Genomic DNA, 17,256 nt, shown 5'->3' with positions numbered 1-17,256 from the left:
CGGCGACGTCGATACTAACCGCTCGGACGCTCTTGGGCCGAATCCATTGTTTCCGGTGCGTCGGTTTCGCCTTGTAGGTCGGCGACCACCGCGGCAATTTCGCCGGTAGAGGGCCCGGGCGGCGGCACGAAAGCGGTGCGACGGTAGTACCGCAGCTCCCGGATGGATTCGTGAATGTCGGCCAGAGCCCGGTGCGAAAGCCCTTTGGGCGGCTGGCCGAAGTAAATGCGGGGGTACCAGCGCCGGCAGAGTTCCTTGATGGAGCTGACGTCGATCATCCGGTAGTGCAGAAACGAGTCCAGGGCTGGCATGTCGCGAGCGATGAAGGAGCGATCGGTAGCGATCGAGTTGCCCGCCAGCGGCGCGGTCTTGGGCTGTTTGACGTGCTCGTTGATGTAGTCGAGCACCATCGCCTCGGCGGTTGCGAGGTCGACGGTGGACGCCTTCACCTCGTCGATTAGCCCCGAGCGCGAGTGCATCTCGGCGACCACGTCGATCATTGATGAGAGCGCCGCGTCATCGGTGTGGATCACCACATCGACCCCGTCGCCAAGGATATTTAGATCCGCATCGGTGACCAGAACCGCAATCTCGATCAGCTTGTCCGAGGCAATGTCGAGTCCGGTCATCTCGCAATCGATCCACACCAATTCGTCACGCACAGCGCTCAGAGTAAGCCCACGTCGGGCTCGCGCCCTGCGTCCCCCCAGCAAGTAGGGTGATGTTTTGCCCTATGGCAGGGCAAACGACGGGGGAGAGGGACGCGGCACCATGAGCATCGAACAGGCGGCCGGCGGACGCGACAAGCCTGCGCAGCGGATCGCGGCCGGCTATGCCGTGGCGGGTCAAGCGCTGCAATTGGGCACCGTCGTCGTCGATGGCGAGGTCGACCCGACTGCGCCGATTCGCATTCCGCTGGCCACCGTGAATCGGCACGGTTTGGTGGCTGGGGCCACCGGAACGGGCAAGACCAAGACCCTGCAGCTGATCGCCGAACAGCTGAGCGCCGCAGGCGTGGCCGTCCTGATGGCTGACGTGAAGGGCGACCTGTCAGGTCTGTCCCGAGCGAGTGAGGTCAGCGACAAGGCGGCAGCGCGGGCCAGAGATACCGGCGACGACTGGGCGCCGACGGCGTTTCCGGTGGAGTTCCTGTCGCTGGGCACCGGGGGAGTCGGCGTTCCGGTGCGAGCGACCATTTCCAGCTTCGGCCCTATCTTGTTGGCAAAGGTTCTGGGGCTCAATGCAACTCAGGAATCGACGCTCGGACTGATCTTCCATTGGGCCGACCAGCGCGGGCTTCCGCTGCTTGACCTCAAAGACTTGCGCGCCGTCATCAGCCATCTGACCAGTGATGAGGGCAAGGCTGAACTGAAATCTCTGGGGGCGGTTTCGTCCACCACCGCCGGCGTGATCTTGCGGGCATTGGTCAATCTGGAGGCCGAAGGCGCTGACACTTTCTTTGGCGAGCCGGAACTCAAACCCGACGATCTGATCCGCGTTGATGCCCAGGGCCGTGGCATCATCTCGCTGCTCGAGTTCAGCGGGCAGTCGCTGCGCCCGGTGATGTTCTCGACCTTCTTGATGTGGGTGTTGGCCGACCTGTTCAGCTATCTGCCTGAGGTGGGGGATCTGGACAAGCCCAAGTTGGTGTTCTTCTTCGACGAGGCGCACTTGTTGTTCACCGACGCATCGAAGGCTTTCCTCGAACAGGTCGAGCAGACGGTCAAGTTGATCCGATCCAAGGGTGTGGGGGTGTTCTTCTGCACCCAGTTGCCGACCGATTTGCCCAACACTGTGCTTTCCCAGCTGGGTGCGCGAATTCAGCATGCGTTGCGGGCATTCACCCCCGATGACCAAAAGGCGCTCAGCAAGACCGTGCGTACCTATCCGAAAACCGATGTCTACGAACTGGAGTCCGCGCTCACCTCGTTGGGGATCGGGGAGGCGATAGTGACCGTGCTTTCGGAGAAGGGCGCTCCGACGCCGGTCGCATGGACCCGCATGCGGGCACCCCGGTCGCTGATGGGGGCCATCGGTGCCGACGCGATCGCAGCTGTAGCGCAGGCCAGCACGCTGCAGGGCGAGTACGGCCGGACCATCGACCGGCCGTCCGCCTACGAGATGCTGACGACCAAGCTCGCGCCGGCCGAATCGGTCTCGTCTCGGGAAAAGCCGGTGCCGCGCGGGAAATACGATCCGCTACCGTGGCCGGACGACATCGAAGTCCCGCCCATGCCGGCGCCCGTGGAGCCACAGGGCCCCGCGATGTGGGAAGAGATTCTGAAAAATCCGACCGTGAAAAGCGCGATCAAGACCGGAGTACGCGAGATCACCCGCAGCATTTTCGGCACTGGGCGGCGTCGCCGGAAGTAACCGGTTACTCGCCGCCGAGCTTTTTGTAGAAGGTGCCGACTATCGGCGCCACGATGGCGCGTGGGGCGTATTGACTCGCCACCGACATGGCCTTGGACGTCAGCCCCGGTACTACGCGCATCTTGTTGCGCTCCAAAGCATCCAGCGATAGCCGTGCGGTGTGTTCGGTGGAAATCCACAAGAAGTCCGGCACCAGCCTTTCGACCAGGGATGCCTCGGCTTCGGCGGGCAGGTCGGTGCGCACCGGGCCGGGGGCCAGCAGCGTGACGTGCACCCCGGACTTTCGCAGTTCACCCCGCAGGGATTCGCTGAATGTGTTCGCGAACGCCTTGGTGGCGGCATAGGTGGCGTTATAAGGGATCGGCGAATTGCCTGCTGCCGAACCAGAAATCAAGATGCCACCAGCCCTGCGCTCGACCATGCCTGGCAATACCGCCAAGGTAAGGTCGTGCACCGCTACGGCATTGAGCTGCACCTGGGCCTGCTCTCCGGCCGGGTCGAGTGACGCCATCGGGCCGAAGGTCGCGGTACCTGCGTTGGCGCACAGGATCGAGATGGGCCGCGAGGCCAGTTCCTGGGCTAGTTTCGCGCGTTCTGTCGGTTCGGCGAGGTCAGCGGCCCGCACGTCGACTTCTACGCGATACTGTTCCGACAGGCGCGCGGCGAGGTCGGTGAGCAGCGTTTCCCGTCGCGCGGTGATGATCAGGCTGTGCCCGCGGGCGGCCAACTCCGTGGCCAGCGCCTCGCCGATGTTTTGCGACGCTCCGGTGACAACAGCGCGCGCCTCGGGGCTGGGGGCAGGTATCGGCATGAGCCAATGTTAAACAGTGGTGCTCGCGTTGATCGCAAGCGCGGTGGGAGCCGGGCGCGGCGGGTCAGCGCCATTAGCTCGCGTTGATCGCAAGCGCGGTGGGAGCCGGGCGCGGCGGGTCAGCGCCATTAGCTCGCGTTGATCGCAAGCGCGGTGGGAGCCGGGCGCGGCGGGTCAGCGCCATTAGCTCGCGTTGATCGCAAGCGCGGTGGGAGCCGGGCGCGGCGGGTCAGCGCCATTAGCTCGCGTTGATCGCAAGCGCGGTGGGAGCCGGGCGCGGCGGGTCAGCGCCATTAGCAATAGAGTGCCGGACATGACAAATCCGAGCTCGGGCGGTCATGTGCGTTCTCGGATAGTCGCATGGGCGTTGTGGGACTGTGGCGCCACCGGACTGAGCGCGATCGTAGCCACCTTTGTGTTCGCCGTCTATCTCACCAGCACCGTTGGGGAGGGTTTGCCCGGTGGGGCCCCGCCGGCCAGCTGGTTGGGCCGGGCAGCGGCCGCTGCCGGGCTGACCATCGCCCTGCTGGCCCCGGCGGTCGGCGTGTGGGTCGAATCACCGCATCGTCGCCGAGCGACGTTGGCTGCGTTGACCGGGCTCGCGGTGGCGTTGACCTCGGCGATGTTCCTGATCCGCGACAGTCCCGGTTATTTGTGGCCCGGGTTGGTGTTGCTGGCGGCGACGGTGGCAGCAACCGACCTGGCCAGCATTCCCTACAACGCGATGCTGCGGCAGGTTTCGACCCCGGAGGCCGCCGGCCGTATTTCTGGACTCGGGTGGGCGTCGGGTTATGCCGGCAGCGTTCTGTTGTTGGTACTGGTCTACCTGGGCTTTGTTTCCGGCACCGGTGACGTGCGCGGGTTGCTGCAGCTGCCAAGTCAGGACGGGCTCAATGTCCGCGCGGCGATGCTGCTGGCGGCGGCTTGGCTGACGCTATTGGCATTGCCGCTGCTGTTGGTAGCGCACCGGCTGCCCGAACATGGGTTATTGTCCCGCCCCGCAACGAGCATGCGGGGTGCATACCGCAGGCTTTGGACGGACATCACCGCCGAATGGCGCCGCGATCGCAACCTCGTCTATTTCCTGATGGCCAGTGCGATATTCCGGGACGGGCTGGCGGGGATATTCGCCTTTGGTGCGGTACTGGGCGTCAACGCTTATGGGCTTACCCAAGCAAACGTGCTGGTGTTCGGTGTGGCCGGAAGTTTGGTGGCCGCGATGGGTGCGGTGGTGGGCGGGTTCGTTGACCATCGTGTTGGCTCCAAGCCGGTCATCGTCGTGTCGTTGACCGCCATCCTGGCGTCGGCGCTCACGTTGTTGACCCTGTCCGGTGCGCTGGCCTTCTGGGTGTGCGGGCTGTTGTTGTCTGTATTTGTAGGGCCATCGCAGGCCTCCGCGCGCGCCTTGTTGCTGCGCATGGCTCAACACGGCAAAGAGGGCGTTGCCTTCGGTTTGTACACGATGACGGGCCGGGCGGTGTCATTCCTGGCGCCCTGGTTGTTTTCGGTGTTCGTCGATGCGTTCAACGCGGTGCGGGCGGGCCTGGTAGGTATTTGCCTGGTGCTGCTGTTGGGATTGCTGGGCATGCTGGCGGTGCGTGTTCCGCGGCCAGGCGACGTCGTCGTAAGCGAGCCGACCTAGCCGGAGGTGTCGCAGATCGTCAGACCCACCCCGGTGCGCTGGCGCACCTGAACCCCGGCCACGGTAACCGAGCAGGTCACGTTGTGGCCGATGTTGACGATCGTGACGCTGGCCGGATGCACGCCCGACTTCGACAGACTGACCTCTTTGCTCCACGGCAGCGCAACGTTGAACTCGGTCTGAATGACGTCGCCGGTATCCATATACGTGACGCTGATGGCGCGGCCTTCGCCCGTGACTTGATAGACAACGGTCTGCATCGCCGCGGGGGCCGACGTAGCGGTTGGGGTGCCGGAGTCGCTGGTCGTTGTGGGTGCCGGCGTGGCGCTGGGGGAAGGTGAGCTCCGTGTCGTCGGAGGCAGAAATGTTGAACTCGGCCCCGGCATCGGCGGCAAGGGTTCGAGTGCGGTCTGGTTTCTGACGGAGATGTTCGCGATTACCAGCGCGATGACCAATCCGATGACCAGCACTACGGCGGTGCCGGCAGCCACCCACAACCAGCGCGGTGTTTTCGGACGGTCGGGTGATGCCGAACCGTCGCGCAGAACGTCATCGGGCCCGGGTTGGTCCTGTTGCCAGTACTGCGGTGGTAACTGCTGGGTGGGGTTCTGTTCGTAGGGGCCCTGAGCCCATTGGGGGATATGCCCGCTGTACGTCGGCGAGTAGGGCGAGTAGGGAGCCTGGTCGGCATACGCCGGGTCGTTGGGCGGCGCGTTTACCGGACCCTGCGGCCAGGTTGGTCCAGACCCCTGTTGAGGGGGACCATACCGCTGGGGTCGACGTGGATCGGTCATGCCCACCTCATGGGTTGAAGGGTACCCAAGTCTTGTGCGCCCGCGCTGCCAGAGTGCTCTCACCTCCGATGACACCCCCTAAATCCTGGCTGCTCCCGCCATTTCACCGCGGGCTCTGCGAAACGTTCGGCAAACTACCCAGCGTTGGCCATGAGCGCGGCGACAGTCATGGCCCGCATCACGGCACGGGAGTGCGCCGCGCGCCCCGATTTGGTGTCGGTCGATTTCATACTGTGCGGCGTGGAGTTCAGCAGCCCGAACACGGCGTGTGCCATCAGCCGTGCGTCGGCCTCGGCTAGGCCGGGATTGAGTTCCCGGAGCACACCCACCCAGACCTCAACGTATTGCCGCTGGGCTCTGCGCACCTGTCGTTCGGCAGCGGCGGGTAGGTAGCCGAGGTCGCGGTCCTGGATGCGGATGAGGTCGGGTTCGCCGAGCGCAAAGTCGAGGTGAAAATCGATGAGTCCATCGAGTGCGGCCGCGGCGTCTGCGTTGCGGGCGGTCACCTCACCGGCACCCGCGAGAAGTCGCGAACTGATCCCTACCAGCAATTCGACCAGCAATGACTCCTTGTTCGGGAAATGCCGATAGATCGCTGGACCGCTGATGCCGGCCGCAGCACCGATGTCTTCCAGCCGTACCGCGAGGAAGCCTCGTTCGGCGAATAGTCGCTCGGCGGCCGACAGCAGTTGCAAGCGACGGTCCGACTTCAGCTGACTGCGGCGGCTGGGGGTATCGGGCCCGGGGGGCTGGCGGTCCGGAGTGGACGCTGTCATGACGGCCTCCGTACACAACTCGTCCTGGACACTTCGGTTAATCGTCACTAACGTAGCACGAGTTATTCGGTATTAACTCGAAGTCGCGCGGTGAGCAGCAGGCGGAGGAACCGTGGCCGCAGACCATAGTCGGGTTTCCTGTGACCTCTCCTATGAACAGGGTCCAAGCACACCCGCGCTGCTCGGGATGACCATCGGCGCCAATCTTGCCGCTGCCGCTGCCACGCACGGGGACAACGGCGCGCTGGTCGACGTCCACGCGGGGCGCCGATGGAGTTATGCCGAACTGTTGGCCGACGTGCGCCGGCTGGCTACAGGGTTGATCGCAGCCGGCATCGGCGTCGGCGATCGGGTGGGCATCTGGGCGCCGAACCGGTGGGAATGGGTGTTGGTGCAGTACGCGACCGCTGAAATCGGCGCAATTCTGGTGACGCTCAACCCGGCCTACCGCGCTCGCGAATTGGAGTATGCGCTAAGGCAATCGGGCGTGGCGCTGGTCTTTGCCGCGCGTGGGTTCAAAGACACGGACTACACCGCGATATTGGCCGATGTGGCGCCGCGTTGCCCGGACCTGCGCGATGTGGTGATTTTGGAAGGCGACCTCTGGCACCAGCTGGCCGGGCCGGATACCGACCGGAATGCGTTGCGGAAAGTTGCCGCAAAGCTGGCCGCCGCGGATCCGATCAACCTCCAATACACTTCCGGCACAACGGGATACCCGAAAGGCGTCACGCTAACCCACCGCAATATCCTCAACAATGGTTATTTGGTGGGCGAGCTGCTGCAGTACACCGCCGGTGATCGGATATGTATCCCGGTGCCCTTCTATCACTGCTTCGGCATGGTGATGGGCAATTTGGCGGCTACTAGCCACGGTGCCTGCATGGTGATTCCGGCGCCTGGCTTCGATCCGGCGGCCACCCTGCGGGCGGTGCAGGCCGAGCGGTGCACCAGCCTTTATGGTGTGCCGACGATGTTCATCGCCGAACTCGGTCTGCCGGACTTTGCCGACTACGACCTGACCAGCCTGCGTACCGGGATCATGGCGGGCTCGACCTGTCCGGTGGAGGTGATGCGCAAAGTGATCAAAAGCATGCACATGCAAGGGATCTCGATTTGTTATGGCATGACGGAAACATCACCGGTTTCCACCCAGACGCGTACCGACGATTCGCTGGAGCGACGCGTTGCCACGGTTGGTCGGGCCGGCCCGCACCTGGAGATCAAGGTGGTGGACCCGCTCACCGGTGAAACGGTGCCCCGCGGCAACGCCGGTGAATTTTGCACCCGGGGCTATTCGGTGATGTCCGGCTATTGGAATGATCCCGAGCGGACCGCTGAGGTGATCGATGCGGATGGCTGGATGCATACCGGGGATCTGGCTGCGATGGATTCCTGCGGGTACGTGCAGATCACTGGCCGGATTAAAGACATCGTCATCCGGGGCGGGGAGAACATCTCGCCGCGCGAAATCGAGGAGTGCCTCTACACGCATCCGGATATCGTGGACGCGCACGTCATCGGGGTTCCTGACGAACGGTTGGGCGAAGAGCTCATGGCGGTGATCAAGTTACGGGACGGGGCGCCGGAGTTGACCATCGAGCGACTCCACGAATTTTGTGCGGATCAGATCGCCAGGTTCAAGATTCCGCGGTATCTGCGGATAGTCGAGGAGTTCCCGATGACCGTTACCGGCAAGGTCCGCAAGGTCGAAATGCGACAGCAGGCGATCGACTACTTGCGAAGTCGGCGCTGAGCAGTGGTGAGCGCCGGCTACCGTCCCTTTACGCACCGAGCAGGCGATGGTATCCTCAGGCTCCAGTTAATGAAGATTAACTGAAATTATCCGGCCCGGCCCGACGGCGAGGAGACTGTGCAGTAATGGACAAGGTGGTGGCTACCGCCGCCGAGGCGGTAGCAGACATAGCCGACGGGTCGTCCCTGGCGGTCGGGGGGTTCGGGCTCTGCGGGATCCCGGAGGCGCTGATCGCGGCGCTGGCGGACAGCGGAGTCACCGCCCTGGAAACGGTGTCGAACAACTGCGGGGTCGACGGCATCGGGTTGGGGGTGTTGTTGCAGAACAAAAGAATTCGCCGGACCATCTCCTCCTACGTGGGTGAGAACAAGGAATTTGCCCGCCAGTTTCTATCCGGAGAACTCGAGGTGGAACTAACCCCGCAGGGCACGCTGGCCGAGCGGCTGCGCGCCGGGGGCATGGGTATCCCGGGCTTTTACACGCCGGCCGGGGTCGGCACCCAAATCGCCGACGGTGGGCTGCCGTGGCGCTACGACGCGTCCGGCGAGGTTGCGGCGGTGTCGCCGCCCAAGGAAACCCGCGAGTTCGACGGTGTCACCTATGTTCTTGAGCGTGGGATCCGCACCGACTTCGCGTTGGTGCATGCCTGGAAGGGTGATCGGTACGGCAACCTGGTGTATCGGCACTCGGCCGCCAACTTCAACCCCGAATGCGCCCCGGCAGGCAGGATCACGATCGCCGAAGTTGAACACCTCGTCGAGCCCGGAGAGATCGACCCTGCCACAGTGCACACCCCGGGGGTGTTCGTACAACGGGTGGTCCACGTGCCCAATCCCCCCAAGCGGATCGAGAAAGAGACGGTACGGTCGTGACGGTCCCGACAACTGTGCGGTGGGGGTCTTGCTTGACCGAGGGTCATGCCGGCGCGCTTGCCGAGCCAACGGCGATGAGGTGGGGTGGCGCGAAATGAGCTGGAGCAGAGACGGCATGGCCGCACGGGTGGCGGCCGAATTCGAGGACGGCCAATACGTCAACCTCGGCATCGGAATGCCTACCCTGATCCCCAACCACATTCCCGAAGGTGTCACCGTTGTCCTGCACTCGGAGAACGGGATCCTCGGCGTCGGCCCCTACCCCAGGCGCGAGGATCTCGACGCTGACCTGATCAATGCGGGCAAAGAGACGGTGACCACGTTGCCGGGTGCGGCGTTCTTCGGCTCGTCGACCTCATTCGGCATCATTCGCGGCGGCCATCTTGACGTTGCAGTCCTTGGCGCCATGCAGGTCTCGGTCGCCGGCGACCTGGCCAACTGGATGATTCCAGGCAAAATGGTCAAGGGCATGGGCGGTGCGATGGACCTGGTGCACGGCGCCCGTACGGTGATTGTGATGATGGAGCACGCGGCCAAGGACGGCAGCCCCAAGATCCTGGAACGCTGCACCTTGCCATTGACCGGTGTCGGCTGTGTGAATCGCATTGTCACCGAGCTCGCGGTCATCGACGTCTGCGACGACGGCCTACACCTGATCGAGACCGCCCCTGACGTGTCAATTGCGGAAGTTGTCGCGAAAACTCAACCGCCCCTGGTACTTCGGGATTCGGCAAAACGATGACAACCATCGCCGCGCCATCGTTCGCCGACGAACATCGGCGGCTACTGGCCGAATTGAACGCTAAGCTCGCGTCCGCGGCTCTGGGCGGTAATGAACGTGCCCGCGAGCGTCACGTCAGCCGGGGCAAGCTGTTGCCGCGGGAGCGGGTGGACCGGCTACTCGACCCCGGGAGCCCATTCCTCGAACTCTCTCCGCTAGCCGCAGATGATATGTACGGCGACGAATCTCCCGGTGCGGGAATCATCACCGGGATCGGCCCGGTATCCGGGCGCGAGTGTGTGATCGTCGCCAATGACGCGACCGTTAAGGGCGGTACCTACTACCCGATGACGGTCAAGAAGCATCTGCGCGCCCAGGAGGTTGCGCTACAGAACCGGTTGCCGTGTATCTACCTAGTCGACTCCGGTGGCGCCTTCTTGCCACGCCAGGACGAGGTGTTTCCGGACCGGGAACACTTCGGGCGGATCTTCTACAACCAGGCGACCATGAGCGCCAAGGGCATTCCGCAGGTGGCGGCGGTACTGGGTTCGTGCACGGCAGGCGGCGCGTACGTGCCGGCGATGAGTGACGAGGCGGTCATCGTCCGCGAGCAGGGCACAATCTTCCTCGGCGGTCCACCCCTGGTCAAGGCCGCCACCGGCGAGATCGTCTCCGCCGAGGACCTCGGTGGCGGAGACCTGCATTCGCGGGTATCGGGCGTTACCGACCACCTGGCCGACGACGACGAACATGCACTGCGCATCGTCCGCTCGATCGCGGCTACCTTCGGACCGCGAGACCCGGCCCAATGGGATGCGGGCCCGCCGCTGGAGCCCAAACACGACCAGGCCGAGCTCTATGATGTGGTGCCGCCCGATCCGCGGGTGCCCTACGACGTGCACGAGGTCATCGTGCGGTTGGTGGACGGTGGCGAATTCAGCGAATTTAAGACCAAATACGGGAAGACGCTGGTTACTGCCTTCGCACGTATCCATGGCCACCCGGTCGGCATCGTCGCCAACAATGGCGTCCTGTTCAGTGAATCCGCGCTCAAGGGAGCGCATTTCATCGAACTGTGTGACAGGCGGAAGATCCCGTTGCTGTTTCTGCAGAACATCGCCGGATTCATGGTCGGTCGCGACTACGAGGCTGGGGGCATTGCCAAGCACGGAGCCAAGATGGTCACCGCGGTGGCCTGTGCGCGCGTGCCGAAGCTGACCGTAGTGATCGGCGGATCCTATGGCGCGGGCAACTATTCGATGTGCGGACGCGCGTATTCTCCGCGCTTTCTCTGGATGTGGCCGAACGCGCGGATCTCGGTGATGGGCGGAGAACAGGCAGCCTCGGTGCTGGCCACAGTGCGGGGCGAGCAGCTCAGTGCGGCCGGCACGCCCTGGTCTCCCGACGAGGAAGAGGAATTCAAGGCACCGATCCGTACTCAGTATGAGGATCAGGGCAATCCCTACTATTCCACCGCGCGCATATGGGACGACGGAATCATAGACCCCGCTGACACCAGAATGGTTGTTGGACTCGCACTTTCGGTATGCGCTCACGCACCGCTAGAGCCGGTCTCCTACGGCGTCTTTCGGATGTGAAGTGATGTTCGACACCGTACTAGTAGCGAACCGAGGCGAGATCGCCGTGCGGGTGATCCGGACCTTGCGCCGGCTGGGCATCGGGTCGGTCGCCGTCTACAGCGATCCCGATGCCGGCGCGCGCCATGTCCTGGAGGCCGATACCGCCGTACGGCTCGGGCCGGCCGCCGCACGCCAAAGCTATCTGGATATCGACAAGGTGCTTGATGCCGCGAAGCGCACGGGATCTCAGGCAATCCATCCCGGCTACGGGTTTCTTTCCGAGAGCGATGATTTTGCGGCGGCCTGCGAGAGCGCAGGTGTGGTGTTCATCGGGCCGCCGGCGCGCGCGATTGAGGTGATGGGCGACAAGATCACCGCGAAAAACGCGGTCGCCGCCTTCGACGTTCCTGTGGTTCCCGGGGTGGCGCGTTCCGGGCTGAGCGACGACGACCTGGTCACCGCGGCCGAGGAGGTCGGCTATCCGGTGCTGATCAAGCCTTCTGCCGGTGGCGGCGGCAAGGGTATGCGGCTGGTGGAGGAGCCGGCGCGGCTGCGAGAAGCGTTGGTCGGCGCACGGCGCGAGGCCGCCGCATCGTTCGGTGACGACACCCTGTTCTTGGAGCGATTTGTGCTGCGGCCCAGGCACATCGAGGTCCAAATTCTCGCTGATAGCCATGGCAACGTGATCCATCTCGGTGAACGTGAGTGTAGTCTGCAGCGGCGCCACCAGAAGGTCATCGAGGAGGCACCGTCGCCGCTGCTGGACGCGCAATCTCGGGCCCGGATCGGTGCCGCGGCGTGCAACACCGCCCGCAGTGTCGACTACGTCGGCGCCGGAACCGTGGAGTTCATTGTCTCCGCCGAACGCCCGGACGAGTTTTTCTTCATGGAGATGAACACCCGTCTGCAAGTGGAGCATCCGGTCACCGAGGCGGTCACCGGACTCGACCTGGTGGAGTGGCAATTGCGGGTGGCCGCCGGTGAAAAGCTGGCTTTGACCCAAGGCGACGTCGAGCTCCGCGGGCACGCGATCGAAGCCCGCGTGTACGCCGAGGACCCCGCACGGGGATTCCTGCCGACCGGCGGCCGGGTGCTGCAGCTGCTCGAACCGTCCGGAGCGGGTGTGCGGGTGGACTCGTCGCTGCTGAGCGGGACCGTGGTGGGCAGCGACTACGACCCGATGCTGAGCAAGGTGATCGCGCACGGAATCAACCGGGATCAGGCACTGGCGCGCCTGGACCAGGCGCTGGCACACACCGCGGTGCTGGGTGTGCAAACCAACGTCGAATTTCTCCGCTTCCTGCTTGCCGACGACCGGGTGCAGGCCGGGGACCTGGACACCGCACTGCTCGATCATCGGCTGGCCGATTTTGCGCCGCTGGCCGCGCCCGAAGATGTGTTCGCCGCGGGCGGCCTCTATGTCCAATGGGCCTTGGCTGCGAGGGCGCGACGCGCGGGCAACCTGTGGGCAGCGCCCACCGGGTGGCGCATCGGAGGCGACAGCGCCCCGGTGCGCACTGCGATGCGCACGTCCTTGCGTACCGAGACGGTCTCGGTGTGGGGCTTGCCAGAGGCGGCCCGCGTGCAGGTGGGCGATGGTGAAATCCATTGTGGCAGTATTAATCTCTGCGATGAGCGGATGAGCGTAACCCTGGACGGGTTGCGCCGGGAGTACCATTGGGCGGAAGCCGATCGGCATCTTTGGATCGCCGACGATCGTGGAATCTGGCACATTCGCGAGGCCGACGAGCAGAAGATTCACCGAGACGGCGGCGAGCGACAAGCCGAGGTTCTCAGTCCCATGCCCGGCAGCGTGATAGCCGTGCAGGTCCCCTCCGGCGCGGAGATCGGCGAAGGGGACGTGGTGGTGGTGGTCGAGGCGATGAAGATGGAACATTCACTCACCGCGCCGGTTTCGGGACAGGTGGAGCTATTGGTTTCCGTCGGCGATCAGGTGAAAGTCGATCAGGTGTTGGCGCGGCTGGTTCCAGCCGCCGAGACCAAGGATGAAGGACCATGACAACAACGATGACCGCAGGGACGTTAGCGAAGGAATACGAAGAGCTTCGCGACACGGTCGCAGAATTCGCCCGTACCGTGGTGGCGCCGGTTTCAGCCAAACACGATGAGGAGCACAGCTTCCCGTACGAAGTCGTGGCGAAGATGGGGGAGATGGGACTGTTCGGCCTACCGTTCCCAGAAGAATACGGCGGAATGGGCGGCGACTACTTCGCGTTGGCGTTGGCGTTAGAAGAACTGGGCAAGGTCGACCAGTCGGTAGCGATCACGCTCGAGGCGGCGGTGGGCCTGGGTGCGATGCCGATCTACCGCTTCGGCACCGAGGAGCAGAAGCAAACCTGGCTACCGGACCTGATTGCGGGCCGCGCGCTGGCCGGCTTCGGACTCACCGAGCCGGGGGCGGGTTCGGATGCCGGCAGCACTCGCACCTCCGCCCGGCTCGAGGGTGGTGAGTGGATCATCAACGGCAGCAAGCAATTCATCACCAATTCCGGCACCGACATTACGTCGCTGGTCACCGTCACCGCGGTCACGGGAAGCATCGCCGATGGCAAGAAGGAAATCTCAACGATCATCGTGCCCAGCGGCACAGCGGGATTCATTGTGGAACCGGTCTATAACAAGGTCGGCTGGAACGCCTCGGACACCCACCCGCTGACGTTCACCGATGCGCGAGTGCCCGAGGAGAACCTGCTCGGTGCCCGTGGAACCGGCTACGCGAACTTTTTGTCGATCCTCGACGAGGGGCGGATCGCGATCGCTGCGCTAGCTACCGGGGTGGCGCAGGGCTGCGTCGACGAGAGCGTCAAGTACGCCAAGGAACGGGAATCGTTTGGCCGCCCAATCGGTTCGTACCAGGCGATCAGCTTCAAGATCGCGCGGATGGAGGCGCGTGCCCACGTGGCCCGCACGGCGTACTACGAGGCGGCGGCAAGGATGGTGGCGGGCAAGCCGTTCAAGAAGGAGGCGGCGATCGCGAAGATGATTTCCTCGGAGGCGGCGATGGATAATGCACGTGATGCCACCCAAATCCATGGCGGCTACGGCTTCATGAACGAATACCCAGTGGCCCGTCACTACCGCGACAGCAAGATTCTGGAGATTGGCGAGGGCACCACCGAGGTTCAGCTGATGCTGATCGCGCGCTCGCTGGGTCTGGCATGACCGAGCGGCCCGGCAAGTCTGTTGTCCAGCGCGGGTTATGGTTCGAAGAGTTCGAGATCGACACGAGGTACCTGCACCGGCCCGGTCGCACCGTCACCGAAGCCGACAACGTCTTGTTCACCACGCTGACGATGAACACCCAGTCGCTGCACCTCGATGCCGCGTGGGCCGCCGAGCAGCCGGGCTTTGGGGGTGAGCGATTGGTGAACTCGATGTTCACCTTGTCCACCCTGGTGGGGTTGTCGGTGGCGCAGCTGACGTTAGGCACCATCGTGGCCAATCTCGGCTTTTCCGAGGTGTCGTTTCCCAAGCCGGTTTTTCACGGCGACACCCTGTACGCGGAGACGGTGTGTACGGGCAAGCGGGAATCGAACAGCCGTCCCGATGAGGGCATTGTCACCCTCGAGCACACAGCTCGCAACCAGCATGGCGAGGTCGTCGCACGCGCGGTGCGGACCACGCTGGTACAAAAGCGGCCAGTCTAAGGAGGCGCGATGAACCTGCGTGGTGCAGGACCAGGATGGTTGTTCTGTCCGGCAGACCGCCCCGAACGCTTCGCAAAGGCCGCCGCCGCCGCCGACGTGGTGATTCTTGATCTCGAGGACGGTGTGGCCGAGGCGGCGAAGCCCGCCGCCCGCCAAGCGTTGCGTGACACCCCACTAGACCCTGGACGTACCGTTGTTCGGATCAACGCGGCCGACAGCGACGACCATGCCCGCGACCTGGAGGCCTTGGCCGCTACCGCATACACCATGGTGATGCTCCCCAAGGCGGAGTCGGCCGAACAGATCGCTGCCCTGGCCCCACGCGCGGTCATCGCGTTGGTGGAGACGGCACGTGGCGCCCTGTTTGCTGCCGAAATCGCCGCCGCCGACAACACCGTAGGGATGATGTGGGGCGCCGAGGACTTGATCGCCACGCTAGGTGGCAGCTCCAGCCGGCGCGCGGACGGCGGTTACCGGGACGTGGCTCGTCACGTGCGATCGACCACACTGCTGGCGGCCTCTGCATTCGGCCGCTTGGCCCTCGACGCCGTGCATCTGGACATCCGCGACATCGATGGCTTGCAGGAAGAAGCCTTCGACGCCGCGGCGGTGGGCTTTGACGTGACGGTGTGCATTCATCCGAGTCAGGTCCCGGTGGTGCGCAACGCCTATCGACCCAGCGAGGAAAAGCTGGCCTGGGCGCGCCGGGTCCTGGCCGCGTCGCAAAGCGAGCGTGGGGTGTTCGCTTTCGAAGGACAGATGGTCGACTCCCCGGTGCTGCGGCACGCGGAGAGGATGCTGGTGCGGGCGGGGGAATCTGTTCCTGGGTAGCAGTTGCTGGTTTGCGGTCGTCCGAGTTGTTGGCTGAGCGGCGTGCGGATCAACTCGCTGGCCGCGACACGGATCCTGTTGATCCCGCGATCACCAGTGTGTCTTCGGATTTGAGGGCATAATGGGTGGTGCGTCGGTAGTGCGGCGAGCGAAACCCATCGTGGGTTTGACGATGGGTGAGTGCTTGCGGCGGTTGCCGCCCGAGATTTTGCTGTAGCTGTCGCGCCGCGGGCGCCGACGCGCGGGATGCAACGCAGTTGGTTGGTGATCGGACACCGGTAGGTGGCATCTTCTGACGGCGTTAGCCGGCTGCGGGGCGCGGGAGGCGTTATGGCGGGAAAATCTCCGATCTCGGTAACCGTCGCCCTCGACCCGGTCCAGCTGGTCGGCGTGGACGGCTCGCCTACGGCCGAACGTCGCTACAGTCGGGACCTTCCAGTCGAAACGCTGTGCTGGCTCTACGAGATGATGGTCGTCACCCGAGAGCTGGATACCGAGTTCATCAATCTGAAGCGCCAAGGAGAGCTGGCGCTGTTCGCGTCCTGCCGTGGTCAGGAGGCCGCGCAGGTCGGCGCCTCGGCATGTCTACGCAAGACCGACTGGCTTTTCCCGCAATACCGCGAATTGGGCGCCTACCTGGTGCGCGGTATCTCGCCCGGCCATGTTGCGGCCGCATGGCGTGGAACCTGGCACGGCGGACTGGAGTTCACCAAGAAATGCTGTGCCCCGATCTCGATCCCGATCGGCACTCAGACACTGCATGCCGTCGGCGCGGCTATGGCAGCACAGCGCCTCGATGAGGGCTCGGTAACGGTGGCGTTCCTCGGCGATGGCGCCACCAGTGAGGGCGACGTGCATGAGGCGCTCAACTCGGCGGCGGTGTTCGGCGCGCCGTGCGTCTTCTACGTGCAAAACAACCAGTGGGCGATTTCGCTTCCGGTATCCAAGCAGACGGCTGCAGCGTCTCTCGCGCACAAGTCGATTGGCTACGGAATACCCGGGATTCGCGTGGACGGCAACGACGTATTGGCGTGCTATTCGGTGATGGCCGAGGCCGCAGCCCGAGCCAGGTCAGGGGGTGGCCCAACGTTGATCGAGGCGGTTACATATCGCCTCGGCCCGCATACCACCGCCGATGATCCGAAACGGTACCGGAGCCAGGAGGAGGTCGATCGGTGGCTAGCGCGGGACCCTATTCCGCGCTACCGAACGTATTTGCAACGCCAAGGGGTATGGTCGCAGCGTCTGGAGGAGCGGGTCGCCGCTCGTGCGCAACGACTGCGGACCGAACTGCGTGACGCGGTGGTTGGGGCGCCCGATTTCGACGTCGACGACGTCTTCACAACGGTGTTCGCCGAAATCACTCCCGGGTTGCAGGAGCAGCGCCAACAGTTGCGGGCCGAACTCGCCCGATCCGATTGAGGGGTTGAGC

General features: G+C 64.3%; 15 protein-coding genes. 11 read left to right on the top strand and 4 right to left on the bottom strand.

Translation table 11 applies throughout. The features are described from left to right. Positions 1–14 precede the first annotated feature (14 nt). Entirely contained in the window at positions 15–662 is a 648-nt protein-coding gene (orn, locus tag MB901379_RS16495) for an oligoribonuclease (RefSeq protein ID WP_158017610.1), read from the bottom strand. 109 nt (positions 663–771) lie between these two features. On the opposite strand from orn, the gene MB901379_RS16490 reads away from it, so the two are divergent. Next, positions 772–2,373, top strand: coding sequence for a helicase HerA-like domain-containing protein (locus MB901379_RS16490; protein ID WP_158017609.1), 1,602 nt, complete (start codon positions 772–774; stop codon positions 2,371–2,373). Between the two features lie 4 nt (positions 2,374–2,377). Here the strand turns inward: MB901379_RS16490 and cmrA are convergent, their stop codons facing one another. Further along, the gene (gene cmrA, locus MB901379_RS16485) at positions 2,378–3,184 is read right to left on the bottom strand and encodes a mycolate reductase (protein WP_158017608.1); all 807 of its coding nucleotides are present in this window, start codon (positions 3,182–3,184) and stop codon (positions 2,378–2,380) included. A gap of 313 nt (positions 3,185–3,497) precedes the next feature. Between cmrA and MB901379_RS16480 the strand changes: the two genes are divergently transcribed. After that, entirely contained in the window at positions 3,498–4,826 is a 1,329-nt protein-coding gene (locus tag MB901379_RS16480) for an MFS transporter (protein ID WP_158017607.1), read from the top strand. Here MB901379_RS16480 and MB901379_RS16475 read toward each other — a convergent pair. Then, positions 4,823–5,620 (bottom strand): MmpS family transport accessory protein, encoded by a 798-nt coding sequence (locus tag MB901379_RS16475; RefSeq protein WP_158017606.1) that lies wholly within the window; start codon positions 5,618–5,620, stop codon positions 4,823–4,825. The genes MB901379_RS16480 and MB901379_RS16475 overlap by 4 nt on opposite strands. A 134-nt stretch (positions 5,621–5,754) precedes the next feature. Continuing rightward, positions 5,755–6,396 carry an SACE_7040 family transcriptional regulator gene (locus MB901379_RS16470; RefSeq protein WP_158017605.1) on the bottom strand — a complete coding sequence of 214 codons (642 nt, stop codon included), beginning with the start codon at positions 6,394–6,396 and terminating at the stop codon, positions 5,755–5,757. Positions 6,397–6,583: 187 nt separating this feature from the next. On the opposite strand from MB901379_RS16470, the gene MB901379_RS16465 reads away from it, so the two are divergent. From MB901379_RS16465 to pdhA, 9 genes are all read left to right on the top strand, one after another. Beyond that, positions 6,584–8,152: an AMP-binding protein gene (locus MB901379_RS16465; RefSeq protein WP_158019253.1), complete on the top strand. Its 1,569-nt coding sequence runs from the start codon at positions 6,584–6,586 to the stop codon at positions 8,150–8,152. A 125-nt stretch (positions 8,153–8,277) separates the two neighbouring features. After that, a complete protein-coding gene (locus MB901379_RS16460) occupies positions 8,278–9,024 on the top strand; it encodes a CoA transferase subunit A (protein ID WP_158017604.1) in 747 nt (248 codons plus the stop codon). Positions 9,025–9,118: 94 nt separating this feature from the next. Continuing rightward, positions 9,119–9,766, top strand: coding sequence for a CoA transferase subunit B (locus MB901379_RS16455; protein ID WP_158017603.1), 648 nt, complete (start codon positions 9,119–9,121; stop codon positions 9,764–9,766). Further along, positions 9,763–11,343 (top strand): carboxyl transferase domain-containing protein, encoded by a 1,581-nt coding sequence (locus MB901379_RS16450; RefSeq protein ID WP_158017602.1) that lies wholly within the window; start codon positions 9,763–9,765, stop codon positions 11,341–11,343. Before MB901379_RS16455 ends, MB901379_RS16450 begins: the two co-directional genes overlap by 4 nt. A gap of 4 nt (positions 11,344–11,347) precedes the next feature. Further along, positions 11,348–13,345, top strand: a complete 1,998-nt coding sequence (locus tag MB901379_RS16445) for an acetyl/propionyl/methylcrotonyl-CoA carboxylase subunit alpha (protein ID WP_158019252.1) — start codon at positions 11,348–11,350, stop codon at positions 13,343–13,345. After that, entirely contained in the window at positions 13,342–14,508 is a 1,167-nt protein-coding gene (locus tag MB901379_RS16440; protein ID WP_158017601.1) for an acyl-CoA dehydrogenase family protein, read from the top strand. Before MB901379_RS16445 ends, MB901379_RS16440 begins: the two co-directional genes overlap by 4 nt. Next, positions 14,505–14,993 carry a MaoC family dehydratase gene (locus MB901379_RS16435; RefSeq protein WP_158017600.1) on the top strand — a complete coding sequence of 163 codons (489 nt, stop codon included), beginning with the start codon at positions 14,505–14,507 and terminating at the stop codon, positions 14,991–14,993. Before MB901379_RS16440 ends, MB901379_RS16435 begins: the two co-directional genes overlap by 4 nt. A gap of 9 nt (positions 14,994–15,002) precedes the next feature. Continuing rightward, positions 15,003–15,824, top strand: a complete 822-nt coding sequence (locus MB901379_RS16430; RefSeq protein WP_158017599.1) for an HpcH/HpaI aldolase/citrate lyase family protein — start codon at positions 15,003–15,005, stop codon at positions 15,822–15,824. Positions 15,825–16,154: 330 nt separating this feature from the next. Then, positions 16,155–17,246: a pyruvate dehydrogenase (acetyl-transferring) E1 component subunit alpha gene (pdhA, locus tag MB901379_RS16425; RefSeq protein ID WP_158017598.1), complete on the top strand. Its 1,092-nt coding sequence runs from the start codon at positions 16,155–16,157 to the stop codon at positions 17,244–17,246. The last annotated feature ends 10 nt before the right edge of the window (positions 17,247–17,256 follow it).

It is taken from the genome of Mycobacterium basiliense (genome assembly GCF_900292015.1).
Taxonomy (GTDB): domain Bacteria; phylum Actinomycetota; class Actinomycetes; order Mycobacteriales; family Mycobacteriaceae; genus Mycobacterium; species Mycobacterium basiliense.
Note: the sequence above shows the minus strand (reverse complement) of the source record. Positions and strands in the feature narration are given on the sequence as shown.

Coding starts and splice junctions, on each gene's coding strand:
- MB901379_RS16490 (WP_158017609.1), top strand. CDS start 772: ATGAGCATCGAACAGGCGGCCGGCGGACGCGACAAGCCTGCGCAGCGG.
- cmrA (WP_158017608.1), bottom strand. CDS start 3,184: ATGCCGATACCTGCCCCCAGCCCCGAGGCGCGCGCTGTTGTCACCGGA.
- MB901379_RS16480 (WP_158017607.1), top strand. CDS start 3,498: ATGACAAATCCGAGCTCGGGCGGTCATGTGCGTTCTCGGATAGTCGCA.
- MB901379_RS16475 (WP_158017606.1), bottom strand. CDS start 5,620: ATGACCGATCCACGTCGACCCCAGCGGTATGGTCCCCCTCAACAGGGG.
- MB901379_RS16470 (WP_158017605.1), bottom strand. CDS start 6,396: ATGACAGCGTCCACTCCGGACCGCCAGCCCCCCGGGCCCGATACCCCC.
- MB901379_RS16465 (WP_158019253.1), top strand. CDS start 6,584: ATGACCATCGGCGCCAATCTTGCCGCTGCCGCTGCCACGCACGGGGAC.
- MB901379_RS16460 (WP_158017604.1), top strand. CDS start 8,278: ATGGACAAGGTGGTGGCTACCGCCGCCGAGGCGGTAGCAGACATAGCC.
- MB901379_RS16455 (WP_158017603.1), top strand. CDS start 9,119: ATGAGCTGGAGCAGAGACGGCATGGCCGCACGGGTGGCGGCCGAATTC.
- MB901379_RS16450 (WP_158017602.1), top strand. CDS start 9,763: ATGACAACCATCGCCGCGCCATCGTTCGCCGACGAACATCGGCGGCTA.
- MB901379_RS16445 (WP_158019252.1), top strand. CDS start 11,348: ATGTTCGACACCGTACTAGTAGCGAACCGAGGCGAGATCGCCGTGCGG.
- MB901379_RS16440 (WP_158017601.1), top strand. CDS start 13,342: ATGACAACAACGATGACCGCAGGGACGTTAGCGAAGGAATACGAAGAG.
- MB901379_RS16435 (WP_158017600.1), top strand. CDS start 14,505: ATGACCGAGCGGCCCGGCAAGTCTGTTGTCCAGCGCGGGTTATGGTTC.
- MB901379_RS16430 (WP_158017599.1), top strand. CDS start 15,003: ATGAACCTGCGTGGTGCAGGACCAGGATGGTTGTTCTGTCCGGCAGAC.
- pdhA (WP_158017598.1), top strand. CDS start 16,155: ATGGCGGGAAAATCTCCGATCTCGGTAACCGTCGCCCTCGACCCGGTC.